18 protein-coding genes and 1 pseudogene are annotated in these 19,644 nt (G+C 69.9%); 8 read left to right on the forward strand and 11 right to left on the reverse strand.

The window, feature by feature from the left end:
• Positions 1–138 precede the first annotated feature (138 nt).
• The 5 genes and pseudogenes from IG78_RS0133640 to IG78_RS0133655 all read right to left on the reverse strand — a co-directional run bounded on the left by IG78_RS0133640 (position 139) and on the right by IG78_RS0133655 (position 3,561).
• Complete coding sequence (locus IG78_RS0133640) at positions 139–1,020, reverse strand: alpha/beta fold hydrolase (RefSeq protein ID WP_030570788.1); 882 nt, start codon at positions 1,018–1,020, stop codon at positions 139–141.
• 66 nt (positions 1,021–1,086) lie between these two features.
• Positions 1,087–1,260, reverse strand: a pseudogene (locus IG78_RS51830) (alpha/beta hydrolase); the annotation flags it as partial.
• Positions 1,261–1,768: 508 nt separating this feature from the next.
• Positions 1,769–2,431, reverse strand: coding sequence for a hypothetical protein (locus tag IG78_RS52820; protein WP_063760839.1), 663 nt, complete (start codon positions 2,429–2,431; stop codon positions 1,769–1,771).
• Between the two features lie 135 nt (positions 2,432–2,566).
• Positions 2,567–3,145: a TetR/AcrR family transcriptional regulator gene (locus tag IG78_RS0133650; protein WP_030570791.1), complete on the reverse strand. Its 579-nt coding sequence runs from the start codon at positions 3,143–3,145 to the stop codon at positions 2,567–2,569.
• Between the two features lie 53 nt (positions 3,146–3,198).
• Positions 3,199–3,561: a cupin domain-containing protein gene (locus tag IG78_RS0133655; RefSeq protein ID WP_030570793.1), complete on the reverse strand. Its 363-nt coding sequence runs from the start codon at positions 3,559–3,561 to the stop codon at positions 3,199–3,201.
• A gap of 126 nt (positions 3,562–3,687) precedes the next feature.
• Here IG78_RS0133655 and IG78_RS0133660 point away from each other — a divergent pair, with 126 nt between their 5' ends.
• Positions 3,688–4,929 carry a phospholipase D-like domain-containing protein gene (locus IG78_RS0133660; protein WP_051853158.1) on the forward strand — a complete coding sequence of 414 codons (1,242 nt, stop codon included), beginning with the start codon at positions 3,688–3,690 and terminating at the stop codon, positions 4,927–4,929.
• Between the two features lie 19 nt (positions 4,930–4,948).
• Here IG78_RS0133660 and IG78_RS44490 read toward each other — a convergent pair whose 3' ends face one another.
• Complete coding sequence (locus IG78_RS44490; RefSeq protein WP_157855966.1) at positions 4,949–6,610, reverse strand: NAD-dependent epimerase/dehydratase family protein; 1,662 nt, start codon at positions 6,608–6,610, stop codon at positions 4,949–4,951.
• A gap of 208 nt (positions 6,611–6,818) precedes the next feature.
• Here IG78_RS44490 and IG78_RS0133670 point away from each other — a divergent pair, with 208 nt between their 5' ends.
• The 3 genes from IG78_RS0133670 (at position 6,819) to IG78_RS0133680 (ending at position 9,563) form a co-directional block, all read left to right on the forward strand.
• Positions 6,819–7,946, forward strand: coding sequence for an NAD-dependent epimerase/dehydratase family protein (locus tag IG78_RS0133670; RefSeq protein WP_078965781.1), 1,128 nt, complete (start codon positions 6,819–6,821; stop codon positions 7,944–7,946).
• Between the two features lie 61 nt (positions 7,947–8,007).
• Positions 8,008–8,502: an NUDIX domain-containing protein gene (locus IG78_RS0133675; protein ID WP_030570805.1), complete on the forward strand. Its 495-nt coding sequence runs from the start codon at positions 8,008–8,010 to the stop codon at positions 8,500–8,502.
• Positions 8,499–9,563 carry a mevalonate kinase family protein gene (locus tag IG78_RS0133680; protein ID WP_169749738.1) on the forward strand — a complete coding sequence of 355 codons (1,065 nt, stop codon included), beginning with the start codon at positions 8,499–8,501 and terminating at the stop codon, positions 9,561–9,563. Before IG78_RS0133675 ends, IG78_RS0133680 begins: the two co-directional genes overlap by 4 nt.
• Positions 9,564–9,770: 207 nt before the next feature.
• Here IG78_RS0133680 and IG78_RS0133685 read toward each other — a convergent pair whose 3' ends face one another.
• The 4 genes from IG78_RS0133685 to IG78_RS0133700 form a co-directional block, all read right to left on the reverse strand.
• Complete coding sequence (locus IG78_RS0133685) at positions 9,771–10,871, reverse strand: radical SAM protein (RefSeq protein ID WP_030570811.1); 1,101 nt, start codon at positions 10,869–10,871, stop codon at positions 9,771–9,773.
• Between the two features lie 65 nt (positions 10,872–10,936).
• Positions 10,937–11,791 carry a carbohydrate ABC transporter permease gene (locus IG78_RS0133690; protein WP_030570814.1) on the reverse strand — a complete coding sequence of 285 codons (855 nt, stop codon included), beginning with the start codon at positions 11,789–11,791 and terminating at the stop codon, positions 10,937–10,939.
• Complete coding sequence (locus tag IG78_RS0133695; RefSeq protein WP_030570816.1) at positions 11,788–12,702, reverse strand: carbohydrate ABC transporter permease; 915 nt, start codon at positions 12,700–12,702, stop codon at positions 11,788–11,790. Before IG78_RS0133695 ends, IG78_RS0133690 begins: the two co-directional genes overlap by 4 nt.
• The gene (locus IG78_RS0133700) at positions 12,692–13,990 is read right to left on the reverse strand and encodes an extracellular solute-binding protein (protein WP_030570819.1); all 1,299 of its coding nucleotides are present in this window, start codon (positions 13,988–13,990) and stop codon (positions 12,692–12,694) included. Before IG78_RS0133700 ends, IG78_RS0133695 begins: the two co-directional genes overlap by 11 nt.
• 324 nt (positions 13,991–14,314) lie before the next feature.
• Between IG78_RS0133700 and IG78_RS0133705 the strand changes: the two genes are divergently transcribed.
• Positions 14,315–15,478: a serine/threonine protein kinase gene (locus tag IG78_RS0133705; RefSeq protein WP_078965782.1), complete on the forward strand. Its 1,164-nt coding sequence runs from the start codon at positions 14,315–14,317 to the stop codon at positions 15,476–15,478.
• Positions 15,479–15,494: 16 nt separating this feature from the next.
• Positions 15,495–16,217 carry an HAD family hydrolase gene (locus tag IG78_RS0133710; RefSeq protein ID WP_225882326.1) on the forward strand — a complete coding sequence of 241 codons (723 nt, stop codon included), beginning with the start codon at positions 15,495–15,497 and terminating at the stop codon, positions 16,215–16,217.
• On the opposite strand, the gene IG78_RS0133715 is transcribed toward IG78_RS0133710, so the two are convergent.
• The gene (locus IG78_RS0133715) at positions 16,189–17,658 is read right to left on the reverse strand and encodes a N,N-dimethylformamidase beta subunit family domain-containing protein (RefSeq protein WP_030570828.1); all 1,470 of its coding nucleotides are present in this window, start codon (positions 17,656–17,658) and stop codon (positions 16,189–16,191) included. The two genes, IG78_RS0133710 and IG78_RS0133715, sit on opposite strands and share 29 nt — an antisense overlap.
• A 168-nt stretch (positions 17,659–17,826) precedes the next feature.
• On the opposite strand from IG78_RS0133715, the gene IG78_RS0133720 reads away from it, so the two are divergent.
• The gene (locus tag IG78_RS0133720) at positions 17,827–18,681 is read left to right on the forward strand and encodes a class I SAM-dependent methyltransferase (RefSeq protein ID WP_030570831.1); all 855 of its coding nucleotides are present in this window, start codon (positions 17,827–17,829) and stop codon (positions 18,679–18,681) included.
• A 16-nt stretch (positions 18,682–18,697) separates the two neighbouring features.
• Positions 18,698–19,447 carry a hypothetical protein gene (locus IG78_RS0133725; protein WP_030570834.1) on the forward strand — a complete coding sequence of 250 codons (750 nt, stop codon included), beginning with the start codon at positions 18,698–18,700 and terminating at the stop codon, positions 19,445–19,447.
• Positions 19,448–19,644: the final 197 nt, after the last annotated feature.

Below are 19,644 nucleotides of genomic sequence, written 5' to 3' on the forward strand. Positions count from 1 at the left end.
TTGTCAGCCTGTTCATGCGCGCGCAAGGGCATACCCCTTCCTAAGTCACCTTGCATCGTCACCGGCGAGCGCCGCAGAACGCCAGGGCCATCGGAGAATCCCCCCGGGGTGCCGGTACGGCCCCTGAGCCGGGGGTGGCTACGCCTGTGCCGCCAGGAACGGCAGGACCGCGGCGGCCATGTCGTCGGGCACCTCCTCCGCCAGGTCGTGGCCGGCGTCGAAGACGACTCCGGTGACGTCGTGGGCCATGAGCCGCATCTGGGACTCGTTGCGGTCGCCGATGAAGGCCGAGCCGCCGAGTGCGAGGACCGGGATGTCCAGCTTCTTCCGCGCGGCCTGCCGGTTCTGTTCGGCGTCGACGAGCATCGCCCGGTAGACGGCGAGCATCGCGCGGATGCCTCCGGGCATGGAGTAGCAGCGCACGTACTCGTCGATCGCGTCGGGAGTGGCGGTGTCCGGGTGGCTGCGCTCGGACTTGATCATGTAGGTGATCAGTTCACGCTCGTGCCCGGCGATCAGCATCTCGGGTACGTCGGGCTGGAAGTAGAAGCCCAGATGCCACAGGTGCATGCCGTTGGACACGTTCTCGGAGGTGAGGGCCGTGTGGTCCTCGAAGCCGAACCCGGGGAAGAGCGCCTCGGCGAACACGAGGGCACTGACATGGTCCCGGTGGCGGGCGGCGAGTTGGTAGCCGATCACGGCGCCCCAGTCCTCGCCCGCGACGGCGTACGTCTCGTGCCCTAGGTGGTCCATCAGCTCTGCGATGTCGTCGCTCATCGTCGCGGAGTCATAGCCGTCCGCGGGACGGGCGGAGTCGCCGAGACCGCGCAGGTCCGGTACGACGACGGTGTGCCGGGGCGTCAGCTTCGGGACGAGGTGGCGCCAGTGGTAGCCGGTCTTGGGCACGCCGTGGAGCAGCACCACCGCGGGTCCCGTACCGGCCGTCCGGTAGTGCAGGCTCGTGCCGTTGACGGCGGCACGCCCTGTGCGGACGGGCGTGCCGTCATGGTCGTACATCATGGTTGTCCAGCCTTCTTGGTGTGGTCAGTCTTCTGGGGCGTATATCGAAAGTCGCGGCTGCCCCGGTCATGCTGCGATCGCGTCCTCACCGGCCAGGAACAGTTTCAACAGCATGAGCATGAGCAGGGCGTTCGGTCGGTGCAGTGGGATGATGTGGCCACAGTCCTCGATGACGTGTCCGGTGATGTCGTCGGTGACGGGGCGGAGTTGGCGTTCCAGTGCGGCGCCGACAGGTTGGGCAGTAGCAGGAGGGCCGGGCCAGATCCCCTCGAAGAGCCGCTCGCCGCCCTGCGGGTCTGGGCCGAGACCACCAAGCGGCTCGGTCCGCTCTGCCCGTTCGCCCCCCGGCCGTCCTGGCCCCAGCGGTGGGGTGTCCGGCGGGGCACACCGTGACGTTCTCCGGGTAGAGCCTGCCGAGCAGGGCCAGGGCTACGAGGTCGTCCTGGCCGGTGGCGTCGAGGATGACGTCGCCTGCTTGCGTCCACACCAGGCCCGGTGCGCGCAGAGCCGTCCATACGTCCACGGTGCGGGGTGAGTCCTTGGTGGGTGAGTCCCCTGAGGCTGCTCCGCATGCTGCTGCGTTGCCCACGGCGTTGTCCGGCCGGTGGGCGAAACGGTGGCCGCGCAGGGCCTGGCCGAGGGCGGCGGGCAGCGCGGTGCCACCGGCGGTTGCGAAGCCGTAGCCGTCCGGGCCGGAGGTGCCGGTGACTACGTGGCGGGCGAAGTCCACGATGCGGGTGTGCCGGATCTAGCGTACGAGGAGTTCGGTGAGGAACGCGTCGCGAGCCGTCTCGGTGTGCCGCAGTCCGGTCGGGGTGACTGTCAGCGGGACGTCCTGCCAGTTGGTGAAGGGCAGCAGGGCGTCGCGCAGCAGGACGATCTGGTGCAGCCACTCGTTGTAGAGCTGCACGGTGACGGGGCCCCCGCGGCGGCCCATGAGCAGGTCGGTTGCGGCGGGGGTGAGCAGGTGGCCGTAGCAGTGGCTGCGGACGACCAGCGGGCCGGCGGGCAGTGGTATCCGGTCGGTGAGCAGCCTCGCCAAGGCCGCGGTGGCCCAGGAAGCCAGTTCCTGGCCGATCTTCTCTGCCTGCGCGCCCAGTTCACGGGCGGCCGGGGCGCTGTCGGGGCCCACATGCAGCGGCAGGGAGGTCTCCCTGGTGCCGAGGGCGAGCGTGGCGTGGATCTGCTCCTCCAACACCTTGCCGTCGGCACTGGTGAGGGCGTTGTCATCGATGATGCCCTGGAGCAGCGGCTCGGTGGCGGCGAGGAACTGAGCGGCGGTCAGGACGGTGCCGCCCGCGGAGAATGCGTTCCAACGGCTGCCCCCGAGGCCGGGTGCGGCCGAGGCGGATGTAGGTGCGGGTGTGACCGCAGCGGGTGCGGGTGTGACCGGGGTGGGTGCGGGGTGCATGGGTGCTCCGTGGTGTCGGTGGAGCGGAGAGACGGACTCGCCGGGTCCCGTGTGGCCGTGGGCTCCGAGAGCTCCGAGGGCTCGACTCCGAGGGTTTATCTGGATCGTGCGATCCAGATTTTGGGCAGAAAAAAATCAGCCGATGGCGGCCACCGCGACCTCCACGACGGGTTCGAGGGCATGGAGGTCCGGCGTGACCTTCGAGGAGACCAGGAGTCCGTTGAGGACGGTGACGAGGAAGGCGGCGAGGGTGCGCGGGTCGTGTCGCGGCGCGATGTCGCCCCGCTCCACCGCCACACGCAGCACCTCGGCGAGCGCCTCCCTGCTGGCGTCCTGCATGTCCCGCACGATGCGCCGGATCGACGCGTCCTCAGGAAGGCGCTCGCAGGCGGCGTTCACCGCCAGGCAGCCCCTGCCGTCGTGCCCGACGGCGATGCGGACGCGCTCCGTCAGCAGCGTACGGATCGCCGAGCGGGCGTCCGCGCCCTCCTCCAGGTCGCGCAGGGCGGCGGCCGCGAGGGTCGTGCGGTAGTGCTCGAGCGCGGCTCGGTACAAGCCGTCCTTGTCGCCGAAGGCCGCGTACAAGGACCCTTGCCCGATCCCCAGGTGCTGGGTCAGGTCGCGTACCGAAGTCGCCTCATAGCCGCGCGTCCAGAACAGTTCCATGGCGCGACTCACCGCCGCTTCGGTGTCGAACTCCCGGGTCCTTGCCATGATGCAACCGTAACCTATCTGGATCGCCCGCTCAAGAACGTTCGCGCAGAGTCTTACGTCGCCACGTACCCGGGGACGGAAGGCCAGCGGACCGTCAGTACGACGGACGGCTCCTCCGCGAACCAGGAGTGGTCGACACCCCGGCCCCACACGACGTAGTCCCCCTGCTCGGACAGGAGAACACTGCGGCCGGGCAACTCCACCCGGAAGCGGCCGCTGATCAGGACCAGCAGAGCGGTACGTTCTTCGCCCTTCACCCACTGCGTCCGCTCGTCGCCCTGCGGATGGACGCCCCATTTGATCTCCACGGCCTCGCTGTGGCGCGGGTCACCCACGTCCTTGAAGTGCCCCAGCAGCCAGCCCCTGTCCAGTGCGGCGTCCTTGCCCGCGTTGCCCACATACACGCTGTTGTTCATGGCCTCGGAACGTAGCAGCCGCGTCGCCCCGCGGCCCGGGGGGTACAGTCGGCTGGCTGCTCAGCCCGCGCCGGACCGGGCACCGCGGCCAGATGTGTTTTCGTCGCGTGCCGGCCAGGGGAAGTCATGACCCGTACGCAGGAGCCGTCCGAGCCGCCGCCGCACAAGCCCGAGGCGCCCGACGCGCCGCTGGCGACCGACGCGCCGGACGGTGATGCCCGCGTGGTGCGGATACGGCGGCGTCTGGAGCGTCTGATAGGAATCGCGGCGACCGAGGGCAACAAGCTCATCCCTTTGCGCAACGGGGATGAGATCTTCGCCGCGATGCTGGCCGGGATCCGCCGTGCCGAGCACACGGTGGACATGATGACGTTCGTGTACTGGAAGGGTGATATCGCCCGCCAGTTCGCGCAGACGCTCGCGGAGCGGGCCCGTGCCGGGGTGCGGGTGCGGTTGCTCCTCGACGGGTTCGGGAGCCGGCTCATCGAGACGGAGCAGTTGGACGCGATGGAGCGGGCCGGGGTGCAGGTGGCGTGGTTCCGCAAGCCGCTGTATCTCTCGCCGCTCAAGCAGAACCATCGTTGCCACCGCAAGGTGCTGGTCGTCGACGAGGAGACCGCGTTCACCGGTGGGGTCGGGATCGCCGAGGAGTGGTGCGGTGACGCGCGCAATGAGAACGAGTGGCGCGACACCCATGTGGAGGTCCGCGGTCCCGCGGTGGACGGCATCGCTGCGGCGTTCGCCCAGAACTGGGCCGAGTGCCACGACGAACTCTTCGACGAGCGGGACCGGTTCATCGAGCACCGCCCGCAGGGCGACGCCGTCGTGCAGGTGGTGCGCGGCTCGGCCAGCTTCGGCTGGCAGGACATGCAGACCTTGATCCGCGTGATGCTGCAGTCCGCCGAGGAGCGCCTCCGCCTGGCCACCGCCTACTTCTCGCCGGACGCGTACTTCGTCGAGCTGCTGTGTGCGACCGCGCGGCGCGGTGTCGAGGTGGAGATCGTGCTGCCGGGGCCGCACACCGACAAACGGGTGTGCCAGTTGGCGGGCCAGCACTACTACCAGGACCTGACCGCCTGCGGGGTGAAGATCTACCAGTACCAGCCGACGATGATGCACGCCAAGGTCATCACCGTCGACCGTGTCGCCGCGCTCATCGGCTCGACCAACTTCAACCGCCGTTCGCTCGCCCACGACGAGGAAGTCATGCTCGCCGTCCTGGACGAGGAGTTCACCGCCACCCTCGATGAACACTTCGAGGCGGACGTGGCGGCCAGCGAACTGATCCAGGCGGACCGGTGGCAGCGACGTTCGGTCCTCCAGCGGGCCCGGGAGGCCGCGGTCCAGCCGATCCGCCGCTTCTTGTGAGATCGACACGGACCTGCGGTCAGCTCGGCTCCAACAGGACTCCCTCGTAGGCGAGCCACTGGGCGAAGCTGTGCAGCCCGCGGGGCAGGCCCGTGCAGGGTGCCCAGCCGGGAGGCAGTTCGGCGCCGCCGGGCGGAGTGTGCCACCCGGGCTCTTCGTCCGGTGCCACCTGTGAGGGGACGGGACGTACGTTGTCGTGTACGGCCTGGGCCAGCTCTGCCGCTGTACAGGGCTTCTCGGGTGCGGCGGTCAGGTGGTGGTTCGCGGGGCGGGTGCGGAGAACCGCCGCGACGGCGTCGGCGAGGTCGTTGACGTGGAGGGGATGAACATCGGCGTCCGGGGGGCCGACGACCGTGACGGGGTGACTGCGCAACGCGTCCCACACCATGCGGCCGATGGGTGTGTGCCGAGAGCAGCCGGGTCCGTACAGCTCCCCCACGGTCAGTGTGTAGGGAGTGGAGTCGTCGTGGGCGCGGATGGTGACCGCGGGCTCGGCGGCCTGGAGGCGCGTCAGGTCGATCACCGCGTCGGACGGCTCCCGCAGGTCGGCCAGTCTGCGGGCGAGGTGCTCGCCGAGGGGGTTCGTCGCCGCTCGCCATACGAGGCCGCCCCGTCGTCGTCCCTGTCGTCGTGGGCGTGGGCCCTGGCGGTGTGCGGCGGCTTCACGTCCGGCGTCGAGCGCGCGGCGCGCCACCTCGGCCAGGGGCTCGCGGCGTCGGGCGAGGTGTTCCTCCGTACTGGTGTTGCTGATGCCGCCGGTACCGATCGTGGCGACCGACTCCGCGTAGGCCTCCGGCTCCGTGGAGGGGGCGCGGAGTCCGGCGCGGGCCGCTTCGAAGCCCATGGCCAGGGCGGTCAGCCAGGTCCCGCGTACATCCGCCGCGGCCGGTCCGGCGCCGGGCGGACGGAGGAGCGAGGCGGGCAGTCCGGCGCCGCGGAGGTACTGCTCGGTGTCCAGGTGCAGGCGTCGTTCCGGTCCGGGGCCCGGGATGCGGACCGCGCACTGCGCGACGCCGTACTTGAAGAAGGGCAGCGCGTCGGGGGCCGGGGCGGTCCGGCCCTCCGCGCCCGGCCGGTCCCCCGGCAGGAAGCAGACCGAACGGCGTGGGCCGCGAAAGGCGTTCCCGGAGATGGAGCCGTGGTCCTGGTGTTCGGCGAGGTTGGGGACGGCCACGTAGCGCGGGACGCCGGTAGTGCGTAAGAAGCGGTGCATCAGGATGTCGTCGGGCCAGCCGCCGAGCCGGGGCCGGGCGTACGCGACGAATCCCTCCGCGACCGTACGGGGGAGCACGATGGCCACGCACGGGAAGTACTCGTTGACGGCGCCGACCCAGCGGGCGCCCGCCATCGACCCCCAGCGCACGGCCGCCCCGTTGCGGGAGTCCCAGAGGGCGAACAGGGCCAGTGCCGCGTCGGGCAGTTCCGCGATCGCGGACCGGACCCGGTCGAAGAAGGATTCGGACAACATCATGTCGTCCTGAACCACCAGTTGGTGTGTGGCTCCGTCGTCGACCGCCGACCACGCGGCGAGCGCCGTGCGCAGCACCGAGGGGGTACCGGTGGGGTCGGGGTCCATCACGACCCGCAGCAGGCCGGGTGGCGCGCTGAGCGCCAGCTTCTCGGCTGCCGCCCGGCGTCTGGGGTGGGTCATGACCACCGCGCTGAGTCGTTGACGTGCCATCTGCCCTCCGTCTTCCGGATCGGTCGAGGCCGTGCCGGCACGGGCGCGAAACCCGTCGGTCCCGGACATTACGGAGGGCTTGAGCACGCCGCAAGAGTGCCGAAATGGCCCTCTGGCAGGTGCACGACCGGCCCATCGATCCTGAGGCCCGGCACGCCAGGTCCGGTGGATCACGTGCCTTCCTCCCCGATACCGGAAAGGGGCTCCCATGCCCGAGTTACCCAGCCTGTCCGCTGCGGCCGCCACCGTCGACGTCGCCGAGGAGACCGTCCGCTCCCGGCTCGAGAAGCTCCGCGACGCCCGCGTCGTCGTGACGGGCGGCGGTGGCCTCGTCGGCAGCAGGCTGGTCTCCGTGCTGCAGAGATCCGGAGCCACCGTCACCGTCCTCGACCGCATGGACGCCTACCCCGAGCCCGGCCACGAGCTCTTCGGTGTGGCACGCGGCGGCGCCCGCCTGGTGGTCGGCGACGTCCGCGACGCCGACACCGTCGGAGCCCTGCTGCGCAGGGCCGACTTCGTGGTCCACGCCGCCGCCTACGCGGATGTCGCGGCCTGCACCCGGCGGCCCGACATCGCGTTCCGCGCCAATGTGGAGGGCACCCAGGTCGTCCTGGAGCAGGCCGCCCGGTCCGCCGTCTGCCGGCTCGTGCTTGTCTCCTCCGCGTCCGTGTACGGCGACGGCACACCGGCCGGCGAGGGGCCACAGGTCTTCCACGAGGACCAGCCGCTCTTCCCCGTGTCCGTGTACGCCAACTCCAAGCTCTGGGCGGAGCACCAGACCCGCCTGATGCTGAACGCCGCCAGCGGTACCGAGTACGCGGTGGTGCGCTACTTCTCCGTGTACGGCGAGCCCCAGATACCCAAGCAGGGCAGTCACTCCTGGATGGTGCCCTGGCTCTCCCTCCAGGCGCGCCTCGGCCGGCCGATGCGGCTCAACGGCGGTGGCGTCCAGGTCCGTGACCTCGTCCACGTCGACGATGTCGCCGAGGCCACCGCGCTCGCCCTGACCGAGGAACAGATGGCCTCGCAGACCGTCAACATCGGCACGGGCGTGCCCACATCGGTCCGCGAGGTCGCCGACCTGATCGCTCCGTACTTCCCCGGGGCACGGCGGATCGTCACCCCCCGGCCCGAGGGTGACCCGATCGGCGGCTACGCCTCGACCGGACGCGCCAGGGAACTGCTGCGCTGGCAGGCGGGCATCGATGTCCGCAAAGGTGTGGACCGGTATGTGCGCTGGCTGCTCGCCACACCGGACGCCACCCCACGCTGGTTGGCCGGGGCGACGGAAGAGGTGTCCGGAGCGACGGAAGCCGGGGCGGCGGAAGAAGCATGAGGAGTCACGCCCGAAAATGCCCGCGGCACGCGGGTACGGCGACGGAGGAGACACGCACGGCATGAGTTACACCGGTTCGTACATCTGGTCGCTGCGCCAGAAAGTCGGCTCCAGGACGCTTCTGGTGCCCGGCGCGCAGGTGCTGCTGATCGACGCGGAGGGCCGCGGCCTGTTCCAGCAGCGCGTGGACACCGGGGTGTGGGAGCTTCCGGCAGGCGCCTGCGAGGAGGGGGGTGACTTCGCGGACGCCGCCGTGCGGGAGGTCGCGGAGGAGACCGGTCTGCGGGTGGAGCGGGAGGACCTGGTGGCGTTCGGGACGCTGTCCGATCCGCGGGTGCACACCCTGACCTACCCGAACGGGGACGTCACCCACTGCTTCGCACTGTGCTTCGTCGCCCACCGCTGGTCGGGGGAGCTGTCCCCGGGGGCCGACGAGGTACGCAAGGCCGTGTTCAGGCCGCTCGACGCCCCGCTCCAGCCGCTGCACCCGCCGACGGCGGTGGTGCTTTCCATGTACGAGAGGTTCCGCACGGAGGGAAGGTTCCAGGCCCAGTGATCCCCACACATCCGATACGCGCGGTGGTGCCCTGCCGGGCTTGTCTGTCCGGCGAGGACCTGGACTGGCTCGGCGGCGGCCGCTCGGTCAGCGTCGCGCTCTCCCTGACGACGACCGTGGAGGCCATGCCCACTCCCGCTCCGGACAGGCAGACGGTGGACGACTGGTCGTGGGAGGTGTGGGCGTTCCTGCGCGAGCGGCTGCCCGGCCTCGGTCCGCGCCCGCCCGCTGTCACCGTGCGCAGCGAGGCGCCCGAGGCGAGCGGCCTGTCGTCGTCCACGGCGCGGATCGTGGCACTCCTCCGGGCGTTCACGGACCCGTCGTTCACGGGCCGGAGCGTCGGCGACGACACGATCACCCAGTGGGCGTACGAGTTCGAGTTCGCCGTCTTCAACGGCGGTGGCATGGATCACCTGGCGGTCGTCGAAGGCGGCGCGCTGCTCCTCGAAGGCCGCGAGCACGGGCTCCCCGCCGTGCGGGAGCGGCTGGAGTTCCCGGACGAGTGGCGGGTCCTCGTCGTGGACTCCGGCACCCGCAAGGACACCAGGCATCACATCCGCGACGTACGGGCACAGCTCGCGGCAGGCGACCCCGCACTGGCCGCCTACCGGGCGGTGGCCGACGAGGCGTCGGGGCGGGTGTGGGAGGCGCTGCACGGTCGGGACCTGCCGGGGCTCGGGGCGGCGATGGTCCGAGCCCATGAGGCCATGCGGGACCAGCAGCGGATGTCGACTCCGTTCCTGGAGGAACTGCGGTCTCTCGCACTGCGCGTCGTCGGCCTGCCACTGAAGCTCAGCGGGGCCGGCGGGGGTGGTGCGCTGGTCGGTGTGTGCCCGGCCGACGCGGTGGAGGAGACCGTGGCGCGTCTGACGCGGGCGCTGAGCGTCTCCCATCCGCAGGCCAAGGTCCTACCGACGCGTGCGGCCCCGGGTGCCCGCCGGGGGTCGGTGCCGGCGGGCCAGGGCGGGGCTGAGCCGGTGGAGGGTGCCGCTGATCCACTGCCGTCGGTGTCGGCAGCCGCAATCGCGCCGGGAGGGAGGCGGCAGCGGGCCTCGCCGTAGCCACTGAGCGGTCTGCGGCGGTGGGCGTTCGTCCACTGCGGCGGCGTCCGGCACTTCCCGGTTCCCCGTATGTCTCCGTACGGGGAACCGTGTGTCTCCGTACAGGGAACCGTGTGTCTCCGTACAGGGAACCGTGTGTCTCCGTACGGGGAAGGGAGGCGCCGGACGCCTTCGCGTGCCGGTTGTCGGACGTGGCCTGCCGGGGCGTCAGATGAACGGGTCGTAGTCCTGCGAGAGCGGAGGCCCGTCGGTCTCGCGGCGGTCGATGCGCTCAAGCTCCAGATTGGAGCCGTGCCGCGCGCAGTGGAACCGGCAGTCCCGGCTCGGGTCGACGATGCCCCGGTCCGAGTCCTGCCAGATGTCGGCGAGGTCGTCGGTGACGGCGTCGCCGATCCTGGCCAGCGGGTTGCCCCGGTGGTAGGAGCACACGTACACCCCGGAGGGGGTGATGAGGGTGCGGAGTTCGGCTATTCGGCAGCGGTGGTAGTCCTTGGGCTGGACGGGGCCGACACGGGTGCGCAGGGAGGCGAGGGTGGAGGAGTTGACGAGCTGGAACCGGTCGCTCTCCAGGCGGGCGGCGTCGGCGAGCTGGCGGTCGACGGATTCCAGTATCTCGGTGGGGACCTGCACGATGTGGTGGTCGTCGTCGAACATGGCCTTGGTCTCGAAGTAGTCGCAGCCGATGTCGTGGGCGAGTTCGGCCGCGCGCAGCACCTCGTGGTGGTTGGTGACCGTGCGGCCGTCGGGTTCCCGGCGTGACATCACGAGGAAGGAGTAGCCGAGAGCGCCCTTCTTCTCGGCGGCGAGCAGCCGCATGTTCCCGACCACCTTGTCGAAGACGCTGCGGCCCTTGCGGTCGGGGCGGAACAAGCCGTACGTCTCCGCGGTGCCGGCGTCCATGGAGACGCGGACCCAGGTGGCGTACTTGGCCAGCTCGGCGAGGTTTTGTTTGATCATGGTGCCGTTGGTGACGACTCCTATGGCCAGGCCCGCCTCGCCGAGAATGGTCAGGACCCGGCGGGTGCCCCGGTGGGCGAGTGGCTCCCCGCCGCCGATGAGGACCACGGCCCGCACGGACAGGGCGACGAGTTCCTCGGCGAGCGCGACGAGCCGTTCCGGGGTGAACCGGCCCTGGTTGAGGAGCTTGCCGCTGATGCACTCCGGGCAGGCGAGGTCGCAGAACGTGGTCGGGTCGAGGTCCACGACGAGCGGGGCTGGGGAGGGCGTACCGGAAGCGGCCTGTAGGACCCGGGGCCAGCCCGAGGGCTGGTAGAGCTTGGTGACGAGGTCGAGGCGGTCGTGCGTCACGGTGTTCTCCTCCACGGGGGTGGGACAGGGTGTCGCCGACGGGCCGCGCTCGGCAGGTCAAGGACTCAGCCCTTGACCGCTCCGCTGGCCAGTCCCGCGGCGATCTTGCGCTGGAGCACCAGGAAGAAGGCCACGACGGGCAGGGCGGTGAGCGTGGCTCCGGCCATGAGACCGCCGTAGTCGGTGCCGAAGCTGGTCTGGAACGAGACCAGCCAGATACTGAGCGTCTGCTTCTCCGGAGTGGACAGCAGGACGTAGACGAGGACGTACTCGTTCCACGCCTGCACCATCGCGAAGACCGAGGTGGCGACCAGGCCGGGGGCGAGCAGCGGCAGGACGACGCGGACGAACGCGCCGAGCCGGCCGCAGCCGTCGACCATCGCCGCCTCCTCCAGCTCCACCGGGATGGCGGCGACGAAGCCGCGCAGCATCCACACCGTGAACGGCAGGGTGAAAACGAGGTAGGTGAGGATGACACCGGCAAGGCTGTCGGTGAGGCCCGCTTCGTTCAGGAGCAGGTACACGGGGATGATGAGGGCCGCGAGGGGGATCATCTGGACGGTGAGGATCACCATGACGAACGCCTTGCGCCCGGCGAATTGGAAGCGGGCGAGGGCGAATGCGGCAAGGGTGCCCACCAGCAGGGAGGCGAGGACGGTGCCGACACCGATGACGGCGCTGGAGCGGACGTTGGCCCAGAAGGTCTCCGTGCCCATCGCCCGCGCGAAGTTGTCGAGTGTGGGACGGCTCGGCCAGAACTCCGGTGGCAGGCTGAGGATCTCGGTCGCGGGCCGGAACGCGGTGAGGACCATCCAGTAGACGGGGAAGCCGACGACAGCGGCCACCAGGAGGCCGAGAACGTCGTAGCGGCGTCGGGGCGGGCGCCCGGGCCGGGCCTTCTGCCGCTGTCCTGATGTCATTCGGCCTCTCCAAGGCGCAGCATCTGCCGCAGGTAGACCACGGCACCGGCGAGCAGCAGGACGACGGTGACCACGGCGATGGCGGCTCCGGTGCTGTAGCGGTTGACGGCGAACGACTCGATGAAGGAGTACACGCCGAGCAGGTAGTACTCACGCTCGGGCTGCCCCCCGCGCATCAGCCACACCTGGTTGAAGACCCCGAAGTCCCAGATGGTCATCAGTGTGGTGACCACCACGAACACCGGCTTGACGGCGGGAAAGGTGACGTACCGGAAGACCTGGGACGGGCGGGCGCCGTCGATGAGGGCGGCCTCCTCCAGTTCCGGGGGGATCTGGGCGAGCGCCGCCCGTAGCGTGATGGCGGCGAACGGCAGCGAGCCCCAGACGACGACCGCGGCGATCACGGCGAAGCCCTGCCACGGGTCGGTGAACCAGTTGTGGCGGGCGAGGTCGACGCCGGGCAGTTGTGACAGCAACCAGTTGATCACTCCGTAGTCCGCGTCGAAGAGCCAGCGGAAGACGGCTGCCGCCACCATCACCGGCATCGCCCACACGGCGACGAGCACACTGGTCAGTACTGCCCGCACCCAGGGCGACGCCCGCCGCATCAGCAGCGCGACGAGCAGGCCGAGCACCATGGTCAGGGTCACGCACACCACGGCGAACAGCACGGTGCGGAGCACCACCGTCCAGAAGAACCTGTCGCCGAGGATCGTCCGGAACTGCCGCAGACCGACCCAGGGCGGCGCAGAGCCGCTGAACAGCTCCTTGCGGGTCATGTCCTGGAACGCCAGCGTCACCATGTCGACCAGCGGATAGCCGAGTACCACGACGAGTGCCAGTACGGTCGGGGCGATCAGGAGGTACGGCAGTACGGAGCGCAGTCGGCGACGGACCGGTTCAGCGCTCATTGATCACGTCGTCGATCCGGCGGTCCGCCTCCCGCGCGGCGTCCCGGACGGACGCCTTGCCGGAGGCGATGCGCTCCAGCATCTCGGGCAGGATGTTGGATTTTTCCACCGAGGTCCAGCCGGGGGCCAGGGGGGTGACCCAGCCGCGGGTGGCCGCCTGGGCCGCCGGTCCGTTGACGCCGTCGGCGGCGACGTCGGCCAACTGGACGGTGTTGTTGGGCAAGGTGTTGGCGGCGATCATCTGCCGCTGGGACTTCCGGTCGGTGAAGACGCGCATCCAGTCCGCGGCGAGGTCCTTGTTCGCCGACTTGGCGGGCACGGCCAGGGTGGAGCCGCCGAGGAACGGTGGAAGCAGCTTCCCTGACGGGCCCGGGAAGGCGAAGGTGGCGAACTTCCCCTTCAGGCCGGGGTCTCCGCCGGAGCGGGGGTCGGTTGCGGCCTGCGCCTCCCAGGTGTTGCCGTAGAACACGCCCACCTTGCCCTGCCCGACCACTGCAGGCTGGTCACTGTTGTCCTTGGCCCGGTCACCCTCGTAGTAGTCGTCCAGAAGTTTCTTCCAGGCGGTGAGGCCGTCGATCGACTTCCGTGCGGAGAGGGCGCCGTGCCAGCGGCCGTCCTTCTCGGCCGCCATCTCGCCGCCGGCGTCCTTGACGAAGGCCATGGCGGCGTACCAGTAGCGGCCGGGCATGTAGAACGCGGAGAACCGGGGGTCCTTGGAACCGAACTCTTCCTTCAGCCGGTCCAGGGCCGAGGTCAGCTCGGGATAGGTGCGCGGGGCCCGGGTGATGTTCGCCTGCCGGAAGTAGTCGGTGCGGTATATGCCGACGCGCGCGCCCGCGTAATACGGCACACAGTAGGTCCGGCCGTCGTGACGGCAGGCGTCGGTGAGCGCCGGCAGCCACTGCCCGGAGTGGTCGAAGCCCTTGGGGTCCAGTGGCGCGAAGGCGTCGTTGACGATGTAGTTGGTGGTCTCGCTGTTGCCCATCTCCACCACGTCGGGCACGTTCCGACCGGCGAGGACCGCGTCGAGTTTCTGATTCTTCGTCGTCCACTGCTGGTACTGGACATCGACCTTCACCCCCGGGTGTTCCTTGGTGAACCGGCTGTTGGCGGAGGCGACCAGCGTCGGCCAGCTCTCCCTGGCGTCCACCGCGAGCCACACCGTCAGCTCCTTTCCGCCCCCTCCCCCTCCGCCGGAGCCGTCGTTACCGCCGGAGCCGCACCCGGCCGCCGTGAGCAGGAGGACGGCTCCCAGGACCAGGGACCGGCCGGGCATGCGACGTGCCATCGGAATCCTCCGTGCGTCGGGGCGTGTGAGGTCGGCGACCGCATCTTTCCTTACCCAACCCTTCGCGGCTCCGCGCGACGCGAGGGCAATTCGGCCGGAAGACAGCGGTGAGCACTCCCCGCGCTCCCGACACGCTGCGCCGTACGAACACCGCCTGTCCCAAGGAGGAACGGGACCGGACTCCGGCAAGGGACGGGGCCGGACTCCGGCCACGCTGACGCGAACGCGACGTCGGGTGACGGAGTGGCTCTTGACGGTGACGGGGCGGGGCCGCAGGTTTGCCCTCAGCGGCACTTCCGCGACTTCCGACCGGAGGGTCTGTACGTGACCGAACAGAGGACGACCGGATCCGACACCCCCGCCCGCCCGGTGCGGGTCAACTCCTGGAACGGCTGGGACCCACTGCGGCATGTGATCGTCGGCCGCGCGCAGGGCACCGTGGTGCAGGCCCCCGAACACGCGGTGCGCCGGGACTACCCCGACGACGGCTTCCCGCTGGGCACGCACGGCCCGATGCCCGCCGAGATGGTGGCGGAGGCCGAGCAGCAGCTCGACGACTTCGCCGACATGCTGCGCAGGCGCGGCATCCGCGTGGACCGCCCCACACCTGTCGACTTCACCCAGCAGGTGGGCACGCCGGAGTGGACACACGACTCGATGTTCGGCTGCATGCCACCCCGGGATCTGCTCCTCACGGTCGGCAACGAGGTCCTGGAAGCGACCATGTCCTACCGCAGCCGCTGGTTCGAGTACCTGTGCTACCGGCCGGTGCTCCAGGAACTCTTCGAGGCCGACGAGCGGATGCGCTGGGAGGCCGCCCCCAAGCCCCGTCTCACGGACGCGTCGTACAACACCGGGTTCTGGGACACCTACAACGATCTGCCGACCGACGTGCAACTGGCCCGGGTCCGCGACTACGACCTGGTCCTCACCGAGGCCGAGCCGCTGTTCGACGCGGCCGACGTGGCACGGTTCGGCAAGGACTTGTTCGTGCAGTTGTCGTTCGTCACCAACAGGAGCGGCTTCGACTGGCTGCGGCGGCACTTCCCCGACCACCGGGTGCACGCGGTCACCTCGACCAACACCCATCCGCTGCACATCGACGCGACCTGGGTGCCGCTGCGGCCGGGACTCGTGCTGCACTGCGGGGAGCGGCTCGCCGACGCCGAGCTGATGGAGTTCTTCAAACTCAACGACTGGGAGATCGTCGAGGCGGTGCAACCGGCGAGCTGGGACCATCCGCCGAAACTGTCCTTCAGCAGTCCATGGCTCGCGGGGAACATGCTGAACCTCGACGAGAACACCCTGTGCGTCGAGGAGAAGGAGGTACGGCTCGCGGAGCAGTTGTCGGCGTACGGGTTCGAGATCGTGCCGGTGCCGTTCCGGGCGGTGGGGCCGTTCGGTGGCGGGCTGCACTGCGCGACCGTCGACATCGAGCGGGACGGCGCGCTTGAGGACTACTTCCCCCGCAGGTACGGCCGTTTCTAGGCCCGGGTCGCCGCTGGTGGACGGGGTCGGCGCGGTCGTCTTCGACTTCTACGGCACGCTGGTACGGATGGTACGGCCGCTGCCCCCCGACCATCGCGGCATCTTCGCTCGCCGGGGTCTGATGGCTCAGGGGGAACTCTGGGGTGATCAGTGGTCGGTGGGTCCCCGCGAGGGCGAGGAGCACACCGCGTACTCGGCCGACGAAGCCACGTACACGACGTGGGAGCGTGACCGGCTGCGACGCCGGGCGCGGGACTGCGGGGTGCCGCAGGAGGCACTCGACGAGCTGGTGGACGAGCTGGACCGGGCGATGAAGGCCATCAGCCTTGAACTGTTCGCGGACGTACGTGAAGTCCTCGCGGCCCTGCGGCACCGGGGGCTGCTCGTCGGGGTGTGCTCCAACTGGTTCTGGAACCTGGAGACGTGCGTCGAGGAGGTGGGGCTCGGGGGTGCCGTCGACGTGGTGGTGGGCTCCGCCCGGGCGGGGGCACGCAAGCCGCACCCGTTGATCTACCGCGAACTGCTCGACCGGTGTGCGTTGCCGCCCGGGCGGGTGCTCTTCGTCGGGGACATGTGGGTGCCCGACGTGCTCGGCCCTCTCGACGCGGGGATGCGGGCCGTCCACCTGTACCGCCCCGACCGGGTGGTGGACGGTTCCGCGCCGCCCCTGCCCACCGGGGCCGCGCGGATCAGCGGTCTCACAAGCCTGCTCACCGGGGCGGTGGTACCCGGTGTCTGAGCCGGTCCAGGAGGTTGCGGGTGACCCGGACGACGGCCGGGTCCAGCTCGTGCCCGCAGACCACGGGCCAGTCCGTGGTGCCGGCCGTGAAGACCGTGCCGCCTGCGGTGTAGAGGCCCATGGTGGCGGCACGGGGGCTGCTGATGGTCCTCTCGCGCACCGGCCCGTTCCAGTGGCCCCACTTGAAGTGGTGGAAATCCTCGTGCACCGGTTCGAGGACGTGAATTCCGAGGATGAGGAACGAGTCCGGAGTTCCGTCCTCTCCGGTGGCGCGGGCGATTCCGCCGGTGTCGTAGGCAAAAGCGGCGCCGTCACATTCGTACCCGATGAGAGGGGTGCCGGCACCTAATCGGTCCGGTGTTTCTCCTCCTGATCCATCGCGCAGGCCCGTCCCTTCGTAGATCCAGTGGTCGGCGTGCTGCACCGTGTAGCCGACTCGGGGCCGGTCTCCTGGCCATTCGGTGGCGGGCCACATTCCGCCGTTGCGGAAACTCACCCCGGTGAGCGAGTTCTCCGGCCTGCCGACGCCGCCGGGTGCGGGCGCCCACCACTGGTCGGTCGCGGGCAGGTGCGGGTACTCCTCCCCCACGTGATGATCGGTGTCGGAGACGAAAGCGGAGTTGCCGTCCATCGGATGCACCCGCCACCAGCAGGCGTTGGCACTGAGAAAGGCGATGTTCCCGCCATCGCGGACGAATTCCTCGGCGTGGGCACGCATCTCCGCGCTCCAGTACTCGTCGTGTCCGACGCTCAGCAGCAGGTCGTACGAGGAGAGCAGGCCGGGGTCCTCGTGCAGGTCGAGGTCCGTGCAGTACTCGACCGGGTAGCCGTGGCGTTCCAGCCATGCGACGAAGGGCGCGTCCCAGTACGCGAGGTCGACGACACCGCCCGGCCGGTGAAAACTGACCTTGTGACCACGGGGTTCGCCGTTCCCGCCCACTCGGTGAACGGGGTTTTCGTACAGGCTCGCGCCCCGTTCCGTTCCGGGCAGGTCGGAGCGGTTGTAGGCGTGGCGGGTGAAGGTGGACTTCTTGTAGAGGATGGCGGAGTGGCTGCCGGGGACGCGCGGGCGGACGACGAAGAATTCGCGTGCGTGCCCTTCGAGATGCTCCATGTCGAGGTACGGCGGGTCATCGGCCCGGTCGTGCCCGGACTCCACGAATTCGACGATGTGCATTCCCGGCTGCCACTCCTCCGGTACGGTGAAACCAAGGGACGGCCAACTCCAGTCGTCCGCGGGTGAAGCCGAACCGGGTAATCCGTCCGGGTGGGCGGGCGCGGCGTGCAGAGCACCGGGGTGGTCGGCGGATTCCCCGACGGGTACGAGTTCCCGGCCGAGCCGGTAGAACCGGAGCCGGAAACGGGCGGAGTCGGTGGAAACGTGCACCGCCATTTCGCCACCGACGGTGATGCTTTCACGGCCGAGATATCCTTCGATCATGTGGTTCATGCTAGGTGGCTGCCGAGGCGGCGACAATGGCGTGCCCAACCGGCCATTCAAACCCCTTTTCTGGACACACTCGACGATTCCTGAATCCCACGCGAACCTCGTGGGTACTGCGGAATCCGGCAGGATACGAAACCGTCCGCCAATCGGTGAGGGGCTCGCATGAGTGGTGAATTCCGTGTACGGGAACTGGTTCTGGGCATTGAGGGGCTCGCGCTGCTGCGGCACGCGGTGGACGGCGACGAAGCCTTCCTCCGGGCCCGGGTGGCGGACATCCGCCGTTTCGCCGCCGAGGAGCGCGGCGCGGAGAAGCTGCCGGACGGCGGGAGCACGGTCAGCGAACTCGACGCGGCAGCGGGGTACGCGGTCTGGTCGAAGGTCTACGACTCGCTGCCCAGCTCCTACATCGACGTGGAGGAGCCGGTCGTCGCGTCGATCCTTGACGGCATCGCACCGGGCGTGGCGCTGGACGCGGCATGCGGCACCGGGCGGCAGACCCGGGCCCTCGCCTGCCGGGGCCACCACGTGATCGGTGTCGACCAGTCACCGGAGATGCTGGCCAAGGCCCGCGCGAACACACCGGAGGCCGAGTTCCGGATCGGGCACCTGGAAGAGCTGCCCCTCGCCGACGGCTCCGTCGACCTCGCTGTCTGCTCGCTCGCCATGACCCACCTGCCGGAACTCACCGCGGGCGCTGCGGAACTCGCGCGGGTGGTGCGGCCGGGCGGGCGGATCGTCGTCACCGATCTGCATCCGTTCGTGATCGCCCTCCAAGGACAGTGCCTCTTCGTCCGCGACTCCGACGAGCTGGCGTTCGTCCGCAACCACGTCCATCTGCCGGGCCGCTACCTCGAAGCGTTCCGGCGGGCCGGCCTGCGCGTGCGGGCCTGCCATGAACCGTTGTTCAACGGGCAGCTCCCACCCGGCGGATACGAGGAGTTCATCGCGGACGCGGCCCGCGCCGCCTGGGACGGGCTGCCCATCGTCATCGTCTGGGACCTCGAAGTCCCCGCCTGAGAAGGAGCTGGACCCGATGGCCCTGACGCTGGTACGCTACACCCAACGACCCGAACTGTGGGACCGCATCCCGGACCGGTTCGCCGGCGTGGTGCCCGAGTACAACCTGCACGGCGACATCAACGGCGACTACTGGAACCGGCTGTTCGAGGACTTCCCCGATTTCCAGTTCCTCCTGTACGACGACGAGCGTGACGTGATCGCCGGCGCGGGCCGCTCACTGCCCCGCAGTTGGGACGGCACGGCGGCGGATCTCGGCCCGGGCCTCGACGACTCGATCGCACGGGCCTTCACCGACCGGGACGCCGGCCGCGCCCCCGGGGCTCTGTGCGCACTGGGCATCGAGGTCGCCGCCGACCACCAGGGCCAGGGCCTGTCCAAGGTCCTCCTCGACGCGATGACCGCCACGGCCCGGCGCGCCGGTCTCCCAGTTGTCCTGGTACCCGTCAGGCCCACCTGGAAGGAGCGGTACCCCCTCGCGCCGATCGAGCGGTACGCGGCCTGGACCCGCGAGGACGGGACCCCCTTCGACCCGTGGATCCGCACGCAGGTGGGCGCGGGCGGCACCGTCGCGGCGGCGTCCGGGCGTTCCTCGCGGATCACCGGAACGGTGGCCGAGTGGGAAGGCTGGACGGACATGGCTTTCCCGGAAGACGGGGACTACGTCTTCCCCGGCGGGCTCGCACCGCTCCGCGTCGACAGGACACGGGACCTGGGCACGTACTGGGAACCCGGGGTGTGGATCACCCACCAGGTCTCTGTCTAGGGCGTGTCCGATGGGTCGGCGTGGAGCAAGGAGCGGCGTCTGGTGCGTGCGATCGCAAGGCGCCGGGATGTCCTCGTAGCGGAGCTACTAGGGCACGCCCTAGAGATCGTCTTCAAAGGTCAGATCCAGAGCAGGATTGAGGCGATGGTGATGGCGGCTTGGTAGGACTCACGGGTCTTGTCATAGCGAGTGGCCAG

Source organism: Streptomyces aureocirculatus (genome assembly GCF_000720475.1).
GTDB classification, from domain to species: Bacteria; Actinomycetota; Actinomycetes; order Streptomycetales; family Streptomycetaceae; genus Streptomyces; species Streptomyces aureocirculatus.